We start from the raw sequence: 16,290 nt of genomic DNA on the forward strand, positions 1-16,290 counted from the left end.
GGTAGCCGCGCTGGCCGGAACGGAACCTGGAACGGGAACCCGGCGCGCGAACCGGGCCGGGACCGGAGTGCCCCGAAAGTTCTTCCCATATTTGTCTGAGACAATTGCAGGGTGAACCGAGCATCCTTGGAAAAGCGTCCGGACGAAGTTGCGACGATGTTTGACGATGTCGCCCCCAAATACGATGTCGTCAACGATGTCCTGTCCATGGGGCAGACCCGGCGTTGGCGCCGCGTCGTCGTGGATGCGATGGATGTTCGGGTAGGCCAAAAGGTCCTGGATCTGGCTGCCGGTACCGGTACGTCCAGCGAACCGTACGCGGACGCCGGAGTGGACGTCGTGGCCTGCGACTTCTCGTTGGGAATGCTGAAGGTGGGCAAGCGCCGCCGTCCGGACATCAACTTCGTTGCCGGGGACGCCACCAAGCTGCCCTTCGCGGACAACTCCTTCGACGCGTGCACCATTTCCTTCGGCCTGCGCAACGTCAACGAACCACACAAGGCCCTCGCGGAGATGTTCCGTGTCACCAAGCCGGGCGGCCGCCTGGTTATCGCCGAATTCTCCGCCCCGGTCGTGCCCCTTTGGCGGACCATGTACACCGAATACCTCATGCGCGCACTGCCTGCCATCGCCACCAAGGTCTCCTCCAACCCGGACGCCTACGTGTACCTCGCCGAGTCCATCCGCGCCTGGCCGGACCAGGACCACCTGGCCGCGTGGCTGCAGGAAGCCGGCTGGACCGACGTCAACTACCGCAACCTGAGCGGCGGCATCGTAGCGGTGCACCGCGCCCAGAAGCCCGGAGCCGAACACCGGGAAAGCGTTCCCGTGGCCAAGCTGCGCCGCCAGATCAAGCCGCGCCGCCAAGCCGGCGATCAGTCCCGCTAACCGGCCTATTAACAAGGACGCTGTGAACGTACTGATAGTCGGCGCAGGGCCAGCCGGGTCCACCGCCGCGTACTACCTTGCCCGGGCGGGCATTTCCGTGACCGTGCTGGAAAAGACCAGCTTCCCGCGTGAGAAAGTCTGCGGCGACGGCCTCACTCCGCGCGCCGTACGCGAAATCCAGAAGCTCGGCCTCCCGCATGCCGAGGACGAGGGGTGGCGCCGCAACAAGGGGCTCAGGCTCATCGCCGGCGGCCGCACCATTGAATTGCCGTGGCCCGAGGTCGCCGACTTTCCCACCTACGGACTCATCCGCACGCGCCTCGGATTCGACGAGGAACTGGCCCGGCACGCCCAGTCGGCCGGCGCCGTCGTCCTTGAACGCCACAGCGTCACCGAAGCACTGCGCGACGACGCCGGGCGGGTGATCGGCGCGCGCGCCGCGCTGCTCGACGAGTCCGGACGCAAGACGGGCGAAACGCGCGACTTCCATGCCGACGTCGTGCTCGCCGCCGACGGCAACTCGACGCGGACCGCCGTTTCGCTTGGCATGCACAAACGCGACGACCGTCCGCTCGGCGTCGCCGTCCGCACCTACTTCACCTCGCCCCGACACGACGACGACTGGATGGAAGGCTGGCTGGAGCTCCATTCGCCGGCTTCCCACGCCTCGCAAGCTCGGCGCGGTACCCGCGCCGGCTCTCTTGGCAAGTCCGGAAAGCCGCTGCCCGGTTACGGTTGGGTTTTCGGCGTCGGTGACGGCACGTCCAACGTCGGCCTTGGCATCCTGAACTCCTCCAAAGAATTCGGCAAGCTCGACTACAAGCAGGTCCTGCGCGAATGGACCGCCGGCATGCCGTCCGAGTGGGGTTTCACGCCCGAAAACCAAGTGGGGGAGATCCGCGGCGCCGCGCTGCCGATGGGCTTCAACCGCACGCCGCACTACTCGCCGGGGCTCATGCTCCTGGGCGACGCCGGCGGCATGGTTTCACCATTCAACGGCGAGGGCATTTCCTACGCCATGGAGTCGGCCCGCTTTGCGGCCGAGTTTCTTGTTGATGCGTCCGTCCGCTCGCGTTCGGCCGGATGGACGGTCGACGACGCCGATGCGCACCTTTCGCGGTACGCGGACTACGTGCGGGACCAATGGGGTTCACACTTCACCCTGGGCCGTGTCTTTGCCGCCCTCATTGGCAAGCCCGCCGTCATGAAACTCGCACTACGGACCGGCATGCCCATTCCGGTGCTGATGCGCTTTGTGGTCAGGATGCTCGCCAACCTCACGGATCCGTCCGCCAAGGGCTTCGAGGACCGCGCCATCCGCGTCCTCGAGATGCTGGTCCCGGCCACCTCCAACACCACGTCCACCGCCGCTTCCACCCGTACCGGCACCGAATCAACGCTTTCCTCCGCGAAAAGTTAGGGTTAACCCGTGACTCACTCTGCCGAACACAGCTGGACGCACGCCGGGCACGGCTTGCCGGACGCTGTCGAACCCGCTCCCACCACCACCGCGATCGCCACTGGCCTGCAGCTTCCTGCCGGTTTTGCGGCTATCGCCAAGGACGTGGAGCTGGGTCCTGCCATCACCACCAACCTTGCCCGCGTGGAAAAGAAGCTCCGCGAAGCAATCGCCAACTCGGATCCCCTGGCTGACGCAACGTCGCGTCACCTGGTGGAAGCCGGCGGCAAGCGCATCCGCCCGCTTTTGACTCTCCTGTGTGCCCACCTCGGTGACGCCTCCCGTCCGGAAGTGGTCCAGGCCGCCGTCGTGGTTGAACTGACCCACCTCGCCACCCTCTATCACGATGACGTGATGGACTCCGCGCCCTACCGCCGCGGTGCCCCCACGGCGCACGAAGTCTGGGGCAACTCGGTAGCCATCCTCACGGGTGACCTGATCTTTGCCCGCGCCTCGATCCTGGTGTCAGAGCTCGGTTCGCGTGCCCTGGGAATCCAGGCCCGCACCTTCGAACGCTTGTGCCTCGGGCAACTGCACGAAACCGTGGGCCCGCGCGAAGGCGAGGACGCGGTGGAGCACTACCTCTCCGTCATCGCCGACAAGACCGGTTCCCTGGTTGCCGCCTCGGGCCAGCTGGGTGCCATCTTTGCCGGCGCCGACGAAGCCTTCGAAGACGTGCTCGTGGAGTACGGCGAGAAGGTCGGCGTGGCCTTCCAACTGGCCGATGACGTCATCGACGTGACCGGCGTCAAGGTCAAGTCCGGCAAGTCTCCGGGCACAGACCTCCGGGAAGGCGTTCCCACGCTGCCCGTCCTCCTGCTCCGCAAGGCCGCCGACAACGGTGACCACTCCGCCGTCGAACTCTTGAAGCTGGTTGACGGCGACCTGTCCTCCGATGAAGCCCTGGCCCTGGCCGTCGCGGGGCTCCGCGAGCATCCTGTCACCGCGGAATCCTGGGTGATCGCGCGCCAATGGTCCGCTGAAGCCATCGAAGCCTTGAAGCCGTTGCCCGAAGGCGTGGTCAAGGAGTCGCTGACCAACTTCGCACACGCTGTGGTGGAGCGCGCCAGCTGAGTCTTGGCGGCGTGGGCAGCCCTGCAGAGGGTGCCGTCGTTCTCGCCCCTTTTCCTTCGTCGCAGACCCAACTGACTCGCAGTTGTTGTCGTTTTGAGCCGTTATAACGACAACACCTGCGAGCTAGTTGGGTGGGGCGCGCGGGGGCTGGGCTTAAATGCAATGGCCCCGGTTCCTTGCAACGCTACGAGTCACGCGCTGCAACGAACCGGGACCATAATCTCCGTTCGCATCAGATCCACCGGAGGCATTTAGTGAATCCGGTTACAGCATATGACAACTTTGTCACGGGTGCAACTTTCCCGGTCAAAGGGTTTTCGGAGTTTTCGGGGAATTCTGCGCGCCGTCCTGACCTTCTTTGAATTCAAAATGGCCCCGACACGCCTGAGAAGGGGTGTGTCCGGCAGTTTATGGACCCAAAGAAGGTCAGGAAGGGCCAGCAAAGTTGTCCACATAGGGGAACCCGGAGCTACTGTCGCCTGAGCGATGCTGCTGGAGTGGCCACATGGATATAGTGCAATTCCTCCAGAGGCGGGGCGGTGCGGCCCGGACTGCGCAACTGGTTAGAGCGGGCTTTCCCAAGTCGGCGTTGGCCCAAGGGCTCCGCAACGGAACGCTCAACCTGTTGCGCCGTGGGATCTACACGATTGAGGGCGCCGATCCAGGCATCGTTGCTGCGCTAGCGGCGAATGGCGTCTTGACCTGCGTTTCGGCTGTTCGTTTCTACAATTTGTGGCAGCTGCAGGAGCCAGGAGGCGTCCAAGGACTGGGGAGTTCCCGGAAACACGAGGCCATCCATCTCAGCTGCGGTAGCGGCCTAGTCCGGGACGGTGTGGTGGACCACGCCCGATGTAGCCACCCGGGGCATCCGTACCTTCCTGTGGCCGGCCTAGCTGATGTGCTTATCCACGCCCTGAGATGCCGACCCGAACTGGAATCCTTGGTAATTGTCCAGTCCGCAATTAGCCGCGGGTTGATCACCGCAGACTTCCTTAAGACGAAACTGCAAGGCAACCGCAACGGAGCAGCGAGGGCTGCGCTGGATCTTGTGCTGCCCAGAGCTGATTCCTTGCTGGAAGTGCTCGCACACACGCACTTTGTCCGGGCGGGTCTCCGGGTCCGGATGCATGTGGAACTGGCGGGGGTGGGGGAGGTGGACTGCCTGATCAACGAGTGCCTTGTAGTGGAACTCGACGGCCATACGCATCTGGAGCCGCGGCAGGTCAAGAAGGACCGGTACCGGGACAACGCCAGTGTGAAGGGTGGGCTCTTGTCGTTGCACTACTTCTACCAGGACGTGGTCCACCGTCCTGAAGAGATGGTCAACGAGGTCTTGACCGTGTTGCGGCACCGGGAAGTCGGCCGCTTCGCCCCCGCAAGATACGCGCCCGGGTGGGTGCCGCCGTCGTAATCCAGCAGCAGACTCCACCAAAGCGCGGACCGTCCTGACCTTCTTTGGCACGAAAAAAGCCGCGACACACCCTGATCCAGGTGTGTCGCGGCTCCTCGAAATTCAAAGAGGGTCAGGAAGGCGCGCCCCCGTCGGCCCCCGGCGCCCTCGGCAGCCCCCGCGGCCCGCCGCAAACCTAGTCTTCGTCGCTGAAAGCCCAGTCGAACATGTCGAACACGAACTCGGAGAACGTGCCTTCTTCGGATTTCCATTGGCCGCGGGCGTTGTTGCGGCGCCACACGATGGGATCCGGGACGCCGAGGTCGCCTACGCGGAAGCCCCAAGTGAACTGCTCTTCCTCGTCCTCCAAGAACATGAGGAAACCTTCGTCGTCCACCTCGAGCTCTTCGGGGTCCCAGAAGTAGTGGTAGGCCTCCATGAGGTCCTCGCAACCACCGAGGGCGAGGTAGAACTCGCGCAGCACCATGGGAATGGTGAACGAGTGGGCGGACAGGGCCTCGTCCAGCTCAGCGGCGGACAGCCCGTCTTCTTCCTGCCATTCGTCCTCGAGATACTTCGGTACAAGCGCGCGGAACTTCTCGAGGAACATGTCAGTCATGCTCCCATCCTAGCTAATCGCGGCCACGTGAATCGGCGCCCGGGGACACCCCGGCGCGGTGCCATCCCCGGACCGCGAGGGGCACCCGCCAACCACGCCGCCAAGCCACCACCCGGAAGGCGAAAACCCAGCCGGCAACCAAGGCCGCCGTCAGTCCGTTGAAAGCTCCGATGTTCCAGAACAGCGCGGTCAGGGCTGCCCCCGTGAAGGCCGGCAGGGCGTAAAGATCCCGGGCATTGAAGAGGGTGGGAATTTCGTTGGCCGTAATGTCGCGGAGCAAGCCGCCACCCACAGCCGTGGTGACTCCCAACAAGATTGCAGCCACCGGATTCATCCCGGCGGCCAGTGCCTTGAGCGTCCCCGTGATGCAGAACAAGGCCAGCCCGCCGGCGTCGAACAGTGTCAAGAGGGACGTGAAGCGCTGGATGCTCGAAAACAGGAAGTACACCAGCCCCGCGGCCAACAAGGGTGGCAGCAGGTACACCGGGTTGGTGAACGCCGCGGGCGGGCCGGCATTGATGACGATGTCTCGGATGACGCCGCCGCCCAGGCCGACCAGCGAAGCCAAGAGGAGCGAGCCGATGATGTCGAACTGCTTCTTGGCCGCGAGCAAGGATCCGGACACGGCGAAAAAGAAGACGCCGGCCAGATCCAGCCATACCAGCGCAAGGTCAAAAGTGAACAAATGCAGCTCCATTCTTCGTTCACAGACGGGCGATCATGCTCGCCCAACGTTACGCTTGCACGCATGAACAGCCCCGTCTTGATCGCGTGCGCCCATGGAACCCGGAACGTCGAAGGGCAGGCCGCTATCCGCCAGGTCATGGCCGAGATTGAGGCCTTGCGCCCCGGCCTGACCGTCGTCGAGGCCTACGTAGACGTCCAGGAGCCCGAGTTGGGCGGCGTGGTGGCCGGGCTCCCGGAAGGCACGCCCGCCGTCGTCGTTCCCTTGCTGCTCAGCACCGGCTACCACGTCAAGGTGGACATCCCCAAGGCGATCAAGTCCCGTCCGGAGGTGTCCGCGGCGCCGCCGCTGGGGCCGGATCCGCGGCTCGCGGAGCTGCTCGCCGCACGGCTGCGCGACTCGGGCCTGGGCGACGACGACGGCGTCCTGCTCGCCGCCGCGGGCTCGTCGCTGCCGGACGGTTCCGTCGATTCGGAAGAGCAGGCGCGCCAGCTCGCCGAGCTGCTGCCCAACAAGGTGCGCGTCGCCTATGGCGCGAGTGCCGAGCCGAACGTGCCCGACGGCGTCGCGGCCCTGCGCGCCGAACTCACCGGCGCGGAATTTACCGGCGCGGAAGTCACCGACGACGGCGGCCGGGTGGTCGTGTCCTCGTATCTGCTGGCCACGGGCTACTTTCACGACCAGCTGTCCAAGGCCGGCGCCGACGTCGTGACGGCACCGCTGCTGCCCTCTCCGGTGCTCGCGGAGATCGCCTTGGAACGCTACGACGCGGCGGTTGCCGCTCGCTCCTGAGCGGGCATGTCGAATGCACAGCGCGGCCAGCTGAACAAGGCCCGACGGCGGTTCGTGACGAAATGTTTCCCTAGGTGACTTTCCGTTTCCCGGACCTTTGTTACGCCTCTCTGGCCAGCCCTACAGTCGATGCATGACTGATACAGCTCTAGCCGGAGCGTCTGCGGACGAGGCTGCACCCAAGCGCCCGGCCCGCACCGCCCGTCCTGCCGCTAAACCCCATGGCCAGTGGAAGGTTGACGGCACTGCGCCGCTCAACGCCAACGAAACCTGGAAGCAGGAAGACAACGGGCTCAACGTCCGCGAGCGTATCGAATCTGTCTACTCCAAGCACGGCTTCGACTCGATCGACGGCACGGACCTCCACGGCCGTTTCCGCTGGTGGGGCCTCTACACCCAGCGCAAGCCCGGGATCGACGGCGGCAAGACCGCCACGCTTGAGCCGCACGAGCTCGAGGACAAGTACTTCATGCTCCGCGTGAGGATCGACGGCGGCGCACTCACCACCGAGCAACTGCGCGTCATCGGCCAGATCTCCGTGGACTTCGCCCGCGGCAGCGCCGACCTGACCGACCGCCAGAACATCCAGCTGCACTGGATCCGGGTGGAGGACGTGCCCGAAATCTGGCGCCGCCTCGAATCCGTCGGCCTGTCCACCACCGAGGCCTGCGGCGACGTGCCGCGTGTCATCCTGGGCTCACCGGTTGCCGGCATCGCCAAGGACGAGATCATCGATCCCACGCCGCTGATCCACGAACTCGCGGAGCGCTTCATCGGCGACCCCGAGCTCGCCAACCTGCCGCGCAAATACAAGACCGCCATCACCGGCCACCCCTCGCAGGACGTGGTCCACGAGATCAACGACTTCGGCCTGGTCGGCATGGTCCACCCCGAACTCGGCGTCGGCTATGACCTCTGGGTAGGCGGCGCGCTGTCCACCAACCCGATGCTCGCCAAGCGCCTCGGCGCGTTCGTGAAGCCTGAGGAAGCCGCCGAAGTGTGGCTCGGCGTCACCAGTATCTTCCGCGACTACGGTTACCGCCGGATGCGCACCAAGGCACGCCTGAAGTTCCTCATGGCCGACTGGGGTCCCGAAAAGTTCCGCCAGATCCTGGAAGACGAATACCTCGGCTTCAAGCTTTCCGACGGCCCCGCAGCGCCCAAGCCCTCGACGCCCGGCGACCACGTCGGCATCCACGAGCAGAAGGACGGCAAGTTCTTCATCGGAGCCACACCCTTGGCCGGTCGTCTCTCCGGCAGCCAGCTCGTGAAGCTCGCGGACACCCTCGAAGCCCGCGGCTCCTTCCGCCTGCGCACCACGCCGCACCAGAAGATCGTTGTGCTGGACGTCGCCAAGGAGCAGGTGGAACCGCTCGTCGCCGAACTGGACACCCTCGGCCTCTCCGCCCGCCCGTCCGTGTTCCGCCGCGGCACCATCGCCTGCACCGGCATCGAGTTCTGCAAGCTCGCCATCGTGGAAACCAAGGTCACTGCAGCCACCGCCGTCGCCGAGCTGGAACGCCGCCTGGCCGACCTCGCGGACAGCGGCCAGTTGCCGCAGGCCCTGTCCCTGCACATCAACGGCTGCCCCAACTCCTGCGCCCGCATCCAGACCGCGGACATCGGGCTCAAGGGCATGATGCTGCCAACGCCCGACGGCGACCCCACCCCGGGCTTCCAGGTTCACCTGGGCGGCGGGCTGGCTTCGTCCAACCGCGAAGAAGCAGGCCTCGGACGCACCGTGCGCGGTCTCAAGGTTTACGTCGAGGACCTGCCCGATTACGTAGAGCGGGTAGTCCGGAAGTTCGTGGCCGACCGCGCCGAAGGCCAGACCTTCGCCGAATGGGCACACTCCGCAGATGAAGGAGATCTCCAGTGACCAATCCCCAGCCACTCCCCAACCTCGCAAGCTCGGCCGGGGACCCCGGTGGCCGTGGGCCCTGCCAGCGCTCCCACGACGAACTCAAGGCCCTCGCCGAATCCGGTGCCGCCGAGCTCGGCTGGAACGCGCCCGCCCGCGACGTCATCGCCTGGGTTGCCCGCAACTTCGAACTGCCCGCCGTCGCCGTGGCCTGCTCCATGGCCGACGCCGTGCTGCCGGCCCTGGTCGCGGACCAGTTTCCCGGCGTCGACGTCCTCTTCCTGGAGACCGGCTACCACTTCCCGGAAACCCACGCCACGCGGGACGAAGTCGCCGCGAACCTCCGCGTGAACATCGTGGACGTGCTGCCCGAGAACACCGTGGAGCAGCAGGACCGCCTCCTCGGCAAGGACCTGTTTGCCCGTGACGCCGCCCAGTGCTGCGCGCTCCGCAAGGTCCAGCCGCTGCGCCGGACCCTCGCCGGCTACGAAGTCTGGTTCACCGGAGTCCGCCGCGACGAGGCCCCCACCCGGACCAACACCCCGCTGATCAGCTGGGACGAGGCCAACGGATTGGTCAAGGTCAACCCGATGGCGGACTGGAGCTTTGACCAGTTGGTCCAGTACTCCGAAGACAACATCCTTCCCGTCAACCCCCTCCTGAGCCAGGGCTACCCGTCCATCGGATGCCAGCCTTGCACCCGCAAAGTGGCCCCGGGAGCGGACCCCCGCTCCGGCCGCTGGGCAGGAACCGACAAGACAGAATGCGGACTACACGTATGAGCATCTACACAACCAACGAGGACACGGAGCTGTCAGTGCTGGAAAAGGACCTTGTGGAGACGCCGACTGCCGCCCAGGCTCTGCGGGCGGCACGCCTCTCGTCTTTGGACACCCTCGAGTCCGAGGCCATCCATATCATCCGCGAGGTTGTTGCCGAGTTCGAGAAGCCTGCGCTGCTGTTCTCCGGCGGCAAGGATTCCGTGGTCATGCTGCACCTGGCCACCAAGGCGTTCTGGCCTGGCAAGGTTCCGTTCCCCGTGCTGCACGTGGACACCGGCCATAACTTCCCCGAGGTCATCGACTTCCGCGACCGCACGGTGGAGCGCCTGGGCCTGAAGCTCGTGGTGGGTTCCGTGCAGGAGTTCATCGACCGTGGCGAACTTGCCGAGCGTGCCGATGGTACCCGCAACCCGCTGCAGACCGTGCCGCTCCTGGACGCCATCCAGCGCAACAAGTTCGACGCCGTTTTCGGCGGCGGACGTCGCGACGAGGACAAGGCCCGTGCCAAGGAGCGCATCCTGAGCCTGCGCGACGAGTTCGGCCAGTGGGACCCCCGTAACCAGCGCCCCGAACTGTGGAACCTGTACAACGGCCGCCACACCGTGGGCCAGCACGTCCGGGCGTTTCCCATCAGCAACTGGACCGAGCTGGACGTGTGGCGCTACATCGAGCGCGAAGGCATTGAGCTGCCCGGCCTGTACTACGCCCACGAGCGCGAGGTCTACGAACGCGACGGCATGTGGCGCGCAGTCGGCGAGGTTTCCATGCCGCTTCCGCACGAGGAAGTCGTCACCAAGCTAGTCCGCTACCGCACTGTGGGCGACATGTCCTGCACCGGCGCGGTCGTTTCCGACGCCCGCACGGTTGCCGACGTCGTCGTTGAAGTTGCCGCATCCACACTCACCGAACGTGGCGCCACCCGCGCAGATGACCGCATCTCCGAGGCAGCCATGGAAGACCGCAAGAAGGACGGCTACTTCTAATGAGCACCGAAACCGCACTCCTGGAGACCGGCCTGCGCGAATCCACGCTGTTCCGCTTCGCCACCGCTGGATCCGTCGACGACGGCAAGTCCACCCTGGTGGGCCGCCTCCTTCACGATTCCAAGGCGATCCTCGCGGACCAGCTCGACGCCGTCGCCCGCACCTCGGCGGACCGTGGCTTCGGCGGAGCCGGCGCCACCGGCAGCCAGGCCATTGACCTTGCCCTCCTGACCGACGGCCTTCGCGCCGAACGGGAACAGGGCATCACCATCGATGTCGCCTACCGCTACTTCGCCACCGACCGCCGCAGCTTCATCCTCGCGGACTGCCCCGGCCACGTTCAGTACACCAAGAACACGGTGACGGGCGCATCCACTGCGGATGCCGTCGTCGTACTCATTGACGCCCGCAAGGGAGTCCTGGAGCAGACCCGCCGCCACTTGTCGGTGCTGCAGTTGCTGCGCGTGGCGCACGTAATCGTCGCCGTGAACAAGATCGACCTCGTGGACTTCAGCGAGTCGGTCTTCCGCGAGATCGAGACGGACGTGCAGAAGGTTGCCCGCGAGCTTGGCTTGGGCAGCGATGGGATTGCCGACATCGCGGTCATCCCGGTATCGGCGCTCGACGGCGACAACGTCGTGGACCGCTCGGACCGCACCCCCTGGTACAGCGGCCCGGCCCTGCTCGAAGTCCTGGAAACCCTTCCGGCCGCCGATGAGCTCGAAAGCCACCTGGAGAGCTTCCGCTTCCCGGTCCAGCTGGTCATCCGCCCGCAGGGCGCGCTGGCTCCCGACGCCGTCGCCGCAGGGCTCGACGTCGAGGCGTACCGCGACTACCGCGCCTACGCCGGCCAGATCACGGAGGGGACCGTGAAGCTTGGCGACAAGGTCACTGTCCTGAGCCCGGGCCACGAGCCCAGGATCACCACCGTGACCGGGATCGACTTCGCCGGCAGCGAGCTCGCCGAGGCCACTGCTCCGCAGTCCGTGGCGATCCGCCTGGCCGATGAAATCGACATCGCCCGCGGTGACACCATTGCCGCAGCAGGGACGGTGCGCGAGAGCTCGGCCGACCTGTACGCCGCGCTGTGCTGGCTTTCGCCGAAGCCGTTGCGCGAAGGTGCCAAGGTGCTCGTGAAGCACGGGACCCGCACCGTCCAGGCGTTGGTCCGCAATGTGACGGGCAAGCTGGACCTGGCCACGTTCAACGTCGAGGCTGCTTCCAGCCTTGAGCTGAACGACATCGGTAACGCCCAGCTTCGACTGGCCGCGCCGTTGCCCTTGGAGAACTACCTGCACCACCGCCGCACGGGCGCGTTCCTGGTGATCGATCCCGTGGACGGCAACACGCTCGCGGCCGGCTTGGTGAAGGACCACCCGGGCGACCATGAGGACGAACGTTACGTCATCTGACGTTCTCGATGACCGGAACCGCAGCTTGTTTCCCAAACCCGGCCTTCAAGGCTTGGGGTGGGAAACAAGCTGCGGTTTTTTGCATTGGGGCGAGCCGAATTGTGACGCCGCATGAACGTGCGTGACCCCGGGTTTCCGGGTCGTTGAACGGCAAATATGACAGTCCCTATGGTGAATCCATGACCTCATCGGATTGGTCCTTGCCCGCCCGTTCGGGGCGATGTCGCAGGGCCTGATACACGCTCTGCCCCTTCCGCAACGCATCCCAAGGATTTCCCCATGTCAAACACCCCAGAACCCACGCCCCCCGGCTCGAACCCGGGAACCACGCGCATCGTCGCCGGCGAAACCAGCAAGCCCAAGCGCCGCCGCACGCTCGAGATCGGCATCGCCGTCGGGCTCGTCCTGCTGATCGGTGCCGGCGCCGCCGTCGCATCGGTTGTCGCGAAGAACAACGAAACCCAGGCCGCGGCTGCAACGACGCCCGCCGCGGAACTCAAGCTGGGCTACTTCGGCAACGTCACCCACGCCCCCGCACTCGTCGGCGTGAGCAAGGGCATCATCGCCGGCAAGCTGGGCAGCACCAAGCTCACCACCCAGATCTTCAACGCAGGACCCGCCGCGGTTGAGGCCCTGAACGCCGGCGCGATCGACGCCGCTTACCTTGGCCCGAACCCGGCCATCAACTCCTTCGTCCAGAGCAAGGGCGCGTCCATCAGCATCATCGCGGGCGCAGCCTCCGGCGGCGCGCAGCTGGTAGTCAAGCCAGGCATCAACACCGCCGCGGACCTCAAGGGCAAGACCCTGGCCTCCCCGCAGCTCGGCGGCACCCAGGACGTGGCACTGCGCGCCTGGCTGGGCAAGCAGGGCCTGAAGACCAACCCGAACGGCGGCGGCGACGTCGCCATCAACCCGACGGACAACGCCCAGACCCTCAAGCTCTTCCAAGACGGAAAGCTCGACGGCGCGTGGTTGCCTGAGCCGTGGGCCTCGCGTCTGGTTCTCCAGGCCGGCGGCAAGGTCCTGGTGGATGAGAAGGACCTCTGGGATAAGGGCCAGTTCCCCACCACGATCCTGATCGTGAGCAAGAAGTTCGCTGCCGAACACCCGCAGACCGTGACCGCATTGCTCCAGGGCCACGAAGCCTCCGTCAACTGGCTCAACAGCGCTTCGGCGGCCGACAAGGCCACCGCGATCAACGCCGCGCTGAAGGCGACCGCGGGCAGCACGCTGCCGGCCGACGTCATCGACCGCTCCCTGAAGAACATCACCTTCACCGTGGACCCGCTCGCCGGAACCTACAAGAAGCTGCTTCAGGACGGCGTCGACGCCGGCATCACCAAGCCGGCCGACATCAACGGCATCTTCGACCTCCGCGCCCTCAACAGCGTGACCGGCCAGAAGACCTCGGCCGCAGGACTGGGCCAAGACTGAACCGACCGGCCCAACTGACTCGCATTAGTTGTCGTTTTGACGGCTCATAACGACAACAACTGCGAGCTAGTTGGGAAACAACAAGCAACAAACGAAGGACGGGACCATGCCAGTCGTACTGGAACACCTGGGTAAACGCTTCGGCGACGGCGCCCCGGTGCTGGACGACGTCAACGCCACCATCCAGCAAGGCGAGTTCGTCGCCCTGCTCGGTGCGTCCGGCTGCGGCAAATCCACCCTGCTGAACATCCTCGCGGGGCTGGACCAGCCGACGTCGGGCGCTTTGGAGGTGCCCAGCGACGGCGCCGCCTTCATGTTCCAGGATTCGGCGCTGTTCCCGTGGCTCACTGCGCGCGGCAACATCGAACTCGCGCTGAAGCTCGCGGACAAGTCCGGCAGCCAGAGCAAGGCGTCGCGTGCTGCCCGTGCGGGCGAGCTGTTGGACCTCGTCCATTTGGGTGGCGCGGGGGACAAACGCCCGCACGAACTCTCCGGCGGCATGCGGCAACGCGTCGCACTCGCCCGCGCCTTGGCCCAGGACCGGCAGTTGTTGCTCATGGACGAACCGTTCGCTGCCCTCGACGCCATCACACGCGACCTTCTGCACGACGAGCTTGAGCGGATCTGGAAGGAAACTGGCCGCACCATCGTGTTCGTGACGCACAACGTGCGCGAAGCCGTCAGGCTCGGCCAGCGGGTCCTGCTGCTGTCCTCCCGTCCGGGGCGGGTCGTGGCCGAGTGGAACGTCACCGAGGAACACCGGACCGACGCCGGCCGTGCCGGGGAACTGACTGGAACCATTACCCGCCGCCTGCGCGAGGAGATCCGCCGCCATGCCAATTGAACAAGAGACCCGGCTTGCCGAAGGAGACACCGCCGAGCAAGCTCCACAGTCCCGCCACATCACCTCGCCGTCCCTGAAGGGAAACCCGGACGAACTCCGTGACCTCGAGGCCGGCCTGGACAAGCTGCAGTCGGATGCCCACCGCAAGGCGCACATCGACTGGACCCGGATCATCCTCCCGATTGCGGCACTTCTGGTCCTCATCCTGGCGTGGCAGTTCTATGTCTCCCTCGGTTTCAAGCGCCGCGACCAGGTTCCCGGACCGCTCGACGTCCTGAGCCAGTTCGGTTCCCTCTGGGCCGAAGGCAAAGCCCAGGAAGCCGTCTGGACCTCCCTTCAGCGCGGCGTGATCGGCTTCCTCATCAGCGTCGCCGTCGCCACCCCGGTGGGCCTGCTCCTCGCACAGGTGCAGCCGCTGCGCCGCGCCTTCGGACCCCTCATTTCAGGGCTCCAGGTCCTCCCGTCGGTGGCGTGGGTTCCAGCGGCAATCATTTGGTTCGGGCTCTCGGACGGCACCGTGTACTTCGTCGTCCTGATGGGTGCCATCCCGTCCATCATCAACGGGCTGATTTCCGGCGTGGACCAGATCCCGCCGCAATACCGGAGCGTCGGCAAGGTCCTCGGAGCCTCGCGACTACAGATGGCCCTGCAGATCGTCCTGCCGGCGGCCCTCCCCGGGTACCTCGGCGGACTCAAGCAGGGCTGGGCGTTCTCCTGGCGATCACTCATGGCCGCCGAAATCATCGCGGTGGGCGGCACCATAGGCTTCGGACTCGGTTCGCTCCTGGACCAGGGCCGCACCTTGTCCGATATGGCCACGGTCATGTCCGCGATCCTGGCGATCCTCTTTGTGGGCATCCTGATCGAACTTGTCGTGTTCGCCCCGATTGAGCGCCGCCTCCTGCTGCGCCGCGGCCTGCTCGCGGGCAGCACGCGCTAACTGGCGGCGAGTATGCGGGGAACACGCGCTAAGGAATTCCCCGGCCCGCCCCGTGGTTGACGCGGGCATGAAACGAATCGGTTTTCTTTCCTTCGGCCATTGGGGTCCAGTCCAAGGCTCGCGCACTCCTTCGGCCGGCGACGCCTTGCTCCAAGGGATCGACCTAGCGGTTGCGGCGGAGGAACTCGGCATCAACGGCGCCTTCTTCCGGGTGCACCACTTTGCGCGCCAGCAGGCCTCGCCGTTCCCCTTGTTGGCGGCCATCGCGGCCCGGACCAGCCGGATCGAGATGGGCACGGGCGTGATCGACATGCGCTACGAAAACCCGCTGTACATGGCAGAAGAAGCCGCGGCCACGGACCTCATCAGCCAAGGTAGGCTCCAATTGGGCATCAGCCGTGGTTCACCCGAGCCGGCCCTGCACGGCGCCCGGTACTTCGGCTACGCGCCTGCCGAGGGTGAAGACGACTCCGCGATGGCCCGCCGCCACACCGCCGCATTCCGGCACGCCATCGCGGGCCATGGAGTGGCCGAAGCCGATCCCTCCTTCATGGGCGGCGGACGCGGGCTCCTGCCGATCCAGCCGACGTCGTCCGGGCTGCCGCGACGCATCTGGTGGGGCGCCGGCACCCGCAAAACCGCCGTGTGGGCCGCGGAACAAGGCATGAACCTCATGAGTTCCACGCTCCTCACCGAGGACACCGGGGTTCCCTTCGACCAGCTCCAGGCCGAACAGATCAGCATGTTCAGGGAGGCCTGGGCGGCAGCCGGACACGGTTTTGAGCCGCGCGTCTCAGTCAGCCGCAGCATCATTCCCGTGGTGGACGCCGAGGACGAACACTATTTCGGGCTCCGCGCCCAGGTGGAAAACCGGGACCAGGTGGGCATGCTCGACGGTGCCTTGTCGCGGTTCGGCAAAAGCTACGTCGGCGCGCCCGATGCCTTGGCCGAGGATCTGGCGCAGGACGCCGCGGTCCAGGCTGCTGACACGGTGCTGGTCACGGTACCCAACCAGCTCGGGGTGGAATACAACGCCAAGCTGCTGGGCAACATCGCCAAATACGTCGCTCCCGCGATCGGCTGGGAGGCACCCACCCCGCAGGCGTAATGTGACGCCGGGTTACCTA

Annotated in this window: 15 protein-coding genes; 13 read left to right on the forward strand and 2 right to left on the reverse strand. The window is 65.8% G+C overall.

Translation table 11 applies throughout. The features are described from left to right. The first annotated feature begins 111 nt into the window (after positions 1 to 111). From VLA65_RS13040 to VLA65_RS13055, 4 genes are all read left to right on the forward strand, one after another. Positions 112 to 888, forward strand: coding sequence for a demethylmenaquinone methyltransferase (locus VLA65_RS13040; RefSeq protein WP_084784263.1), 777 nt, complete (start codon positions 112 to 114; stop codon positions 886 to 888). 22 nt (positions 889 to 910) lie between these two features. Beyond that, on the forward strand, positions 911 to 2,308 hold the full coding sequence (locus tag VLA65_RS13045) for a geranylgeranyl reductase family protein (RefSeq protein WP_332602748.1): 1,398 nt from the start codon (positions 911 to 913) through the stop codon (positions 2,306 to 2,308). Between the two features lie 9 nt (positions 2,309 to 2,317). Beyond that, entirely contained in the window at positions 2,318 to 3,421 is a 1,104-nt protein-coding gene (locus tag VLA65_RS13050) for a polyprenyl synthetase family protein (protein WP_059387239.1), read from the forward strand. Positions 3,422 to 3,926: 505 nt separating this feature from the next. Next, positions 3,927 to 4,832: a hypothetical protein gene (locus VLA65_RS13055; protein WP_332602749.1), complete on the forward strand. Its 906-nt coding sequence runs from the start codon at positions 3,927 to 3,929 to the stop codon at positions 4,830 to 4,832. Positions 4,833 to 5,007: 175 nt separating this feature from the next. On the opposite strand, the gene VLA65_RS13060 is transcribed toward VLA65_RS13055, so the two are convergent. Both VLA65_RS13060 and VLA65_RS13065 read right to left on the reverse strand, forming a co-directional pair. Further along, on the reverse strand, positions 5,008 to 5,430 hold the full coding sequence (locus VLA65_RS13060) for a hypothetical protein (RefSeq protein ID WP_059387238.1): 423 nt from the start codon (positions 5,428 to 5,430) through the stop codon (positions 5,008 to 5,010). A 13-nt stretch (positions 5,431 to 5,443) separates the two neighbouring features. Next, on the reverse strand, positions 5,444 to 6,115 hold the full coding sequence (locus VLA65_RS13065; protein ID WP_307053609.1) for a trimeric intracellular cation channel family protein: 672 nt from the start codon (positions 6,113 to 6,115) through the stop codon (positions 5,444 to 5,446). A gap of 63 nt (positions 6,116 to 6,178) precedes the next feature. On the opposite strand from VLA65_RS13065, the gene VLA65_RS13070 reads away from it, so the two are divergent. The 9 genes from VLA65_RS13070 to VLA65_RS13110 all read left to right on the forward strand — a co-directional run bounded on the left by VLA65_RS13070 (position 6,179) and on the right by VLA65_RS13110 (position 16,271). Continuing rightward, positions 6,179 to 6,907: a sirohydrochlorin chelatase gene (locus tag VLA65_RS13070; protein ID WP_332602750.1), complete on the forward strand. Its 729-nt coding sequence runs from the start codon at positions 6,179 to 6,181 to the stop codon at positions 6,905 to 6,907. Between the two features lie 133 nt (positions 6,908 to 7,040). Then, positions 7,041 to 8,786 carry a nitrite/sulfite reductase gene (locus VLA65_RS13075; protein ID WP_284755363.1) on the forward strand — a complete coding sequence of 582 codons (1,746 nt, stop codon included), beginning with the start codon at positions 7,041 to 7,043 and terminating at the stop codon, positions 8,784 to 8,786. Next, complete coding sequence (locus tag VLA65_RS13080; protein ID WP_284990957.1) at positions 8,783 to 9,550, forward strand: phosphoadenylyl-sulfate reductase; 768 nt, start codon at positions 8,783 to 8,785, stop codon at positions 9,548 to 9,550. The genes VLA65_RS13075 and VLA65_RS13080 overlap by 4 nt, the downstream gene beginning before the upstream one ends. Continuing rightward, on the forward strand, positions 9,547 to 10,533 hold the full coding sequence (cysD, locus tag VLA65_RS13085; RefSeq protein ID WP_332602751.1) for a sulfate adenylyltransferase subunit CysD: 987 nt from the start codon (positions 9,547 to 9,549) through the stop codon (positions 10,531 to 10,533). The genes VLA65_RS13080 and cysD overlap by 4 nt, the downstream gene beginning before the upstream one ends. Then, entirely contained in the window at positions 10,533 to 11,945 is a 1,413-nt protein-coding gene (locus VLA65_RS13090; RefSeq protein WP_332602752.1) for a sulfate adenylyltransferase subunit 1, read from the forward strand. The genes cysD and VLA65_RS13090 overlap by 1 nt, the downstream gene beginning before the upstream one ends. 279 nt (positions 11,946 to 12,224) lie before the next feature. Continuing rightward, positions 12,225 to 13,379 carry an ABC transporter substrate-binding protein gene (locus VLA65_RS13095; RefSeq protein WP_332602753.1) on the forward strand — a complete coding sequence of 385 codons (1,155 nt, stop codon included), beginning with the start codon at positions 12,225 to 12,227 and terminating at the stop codon, positions 13,377 to 13,379. Positions 13,380 to 13,485: 106 nt separating this feature from the next. Then, positions 13,486 to 14,223, forward strand: coding sequence for an ABC transporter ATP-binding protein (locus VLA65_RS13100; RefSeq protein WP_307053605.1), 738 nt, complete (start codon positions 13,486 to 13,488; stop codon positions 14,221 to 14,223). Then, positions 14,213 to 15,163 (forward strand): ABC transporter permease, encoded by a 951-nt coding sequence (locus VLA65_RS13105; protein WP_284990962.1) that lies wholly within the window; start codon positions 14,213 to 14,215, stop codon positions 15,161 to 15,163. The genes VLA65_RS13100 and VLA65_RS13105 overlap by 11 nt, the downstream gene beginning before the upstream one ends. 67 nt (positions 15,164 to 15,230) lie before the next feature. Beyond that, on the forward strand, positions 15,231 to 16,271 hold the full coding sequence (locus VLA65_RS13110) for an LLM class flavin-dependent oxidoreductase (RefSeq protein ID WP_332602754.1): 1,041 nt from the start codon (positions 15,231 to 15,233) through the stop codon (positions 16,269 to 16,271). The last annotated feature ends 19 nt before the right edge of the window (positions 16,272 to 16,290 follow it).

It is taken from the genome of Arthrobacter sp. S2(2024) (assembly GCF_036662515.1).
Classification (GTDB): Bacteria; Actinomycetota; Actinomycetes; order Actinomycetales; family Micrococcaceae; genus Arthrobacter.

Excerpts from the sequence above, each read along its gene's own strand:
- cysD (WP_332602751.1), top strand. The coding sequence starts at position 9,547 with ATGAGCATCTACACAACCAACGAGGACACGGAGCTGTCAGTGCTGGAA.
- VLA65_RS13105 (WP_284990962.1), top strand. The coding sequence starts at position 14,213 with ATGCCAATTGAACAAGAGACCCGGCTTGCCGAAGGAGACACCGCCGAG.
- VLA65_RS13095 (WP_332602753.1), top strand. The coding sequence starts at position 12,225 with ATGTCAAACACCCCAGAACCCACGCCCCCCGGCTCGAACCCGGGAACC.
- VLA65_RS13060 (WP_059387238.1), bottom strand. The coding sequence starts at position 5,430 with ATGACTGACATGTTCCTCGAGAAGTTCCGCGCGCTTGTACCGAAGTAT.
- VLA65_RS13090 (WP_332602752.1), top strand. The coding sequence starts at position 10,533 with ATGAGCACCGAAACCGCACTCCTGGAGACCGGCCTGCGCGAATCCACG.
- VLA65_RS13100 (WP_307053605.1), top strand. The coding sequence starts at position 13,486 with ATGCCAGTCGTACTGGAACACCTGGGTAAACGCTTCGGCGACGGCGCC.
- VLA65_RS13055 (WP_332602749.1), top strand. The coding sequence starts at position 3,927 with ATGGATATAGTGCAATTCCTCCAGAGGCGGGGCGGTGCGGCCCGGACT.
- VLA65_RS13110 (WP_332602754.1), top strand. The coding sequence starts at position 15,231 with ATGAAACGAATCGGTTTTCTTTCCTTCGGCCATTGGGGTCCAGTCCAA.
- VLA65_RS13075 (WP_284755363.1), top strand. The coding sequence starts at position 7,041 with ATGACTGATACAGCTCTAGCCGGAGCGTCTGCGGACGAGGCTGCACCC.
- VLA65_RS13070 (WP_332602750.1), top strand. The coding sequence starts at position 6,179 with ATGAACAGCCCCGTCTTGATCGCGTGCGCCCATGGAACCCGGAACGTC.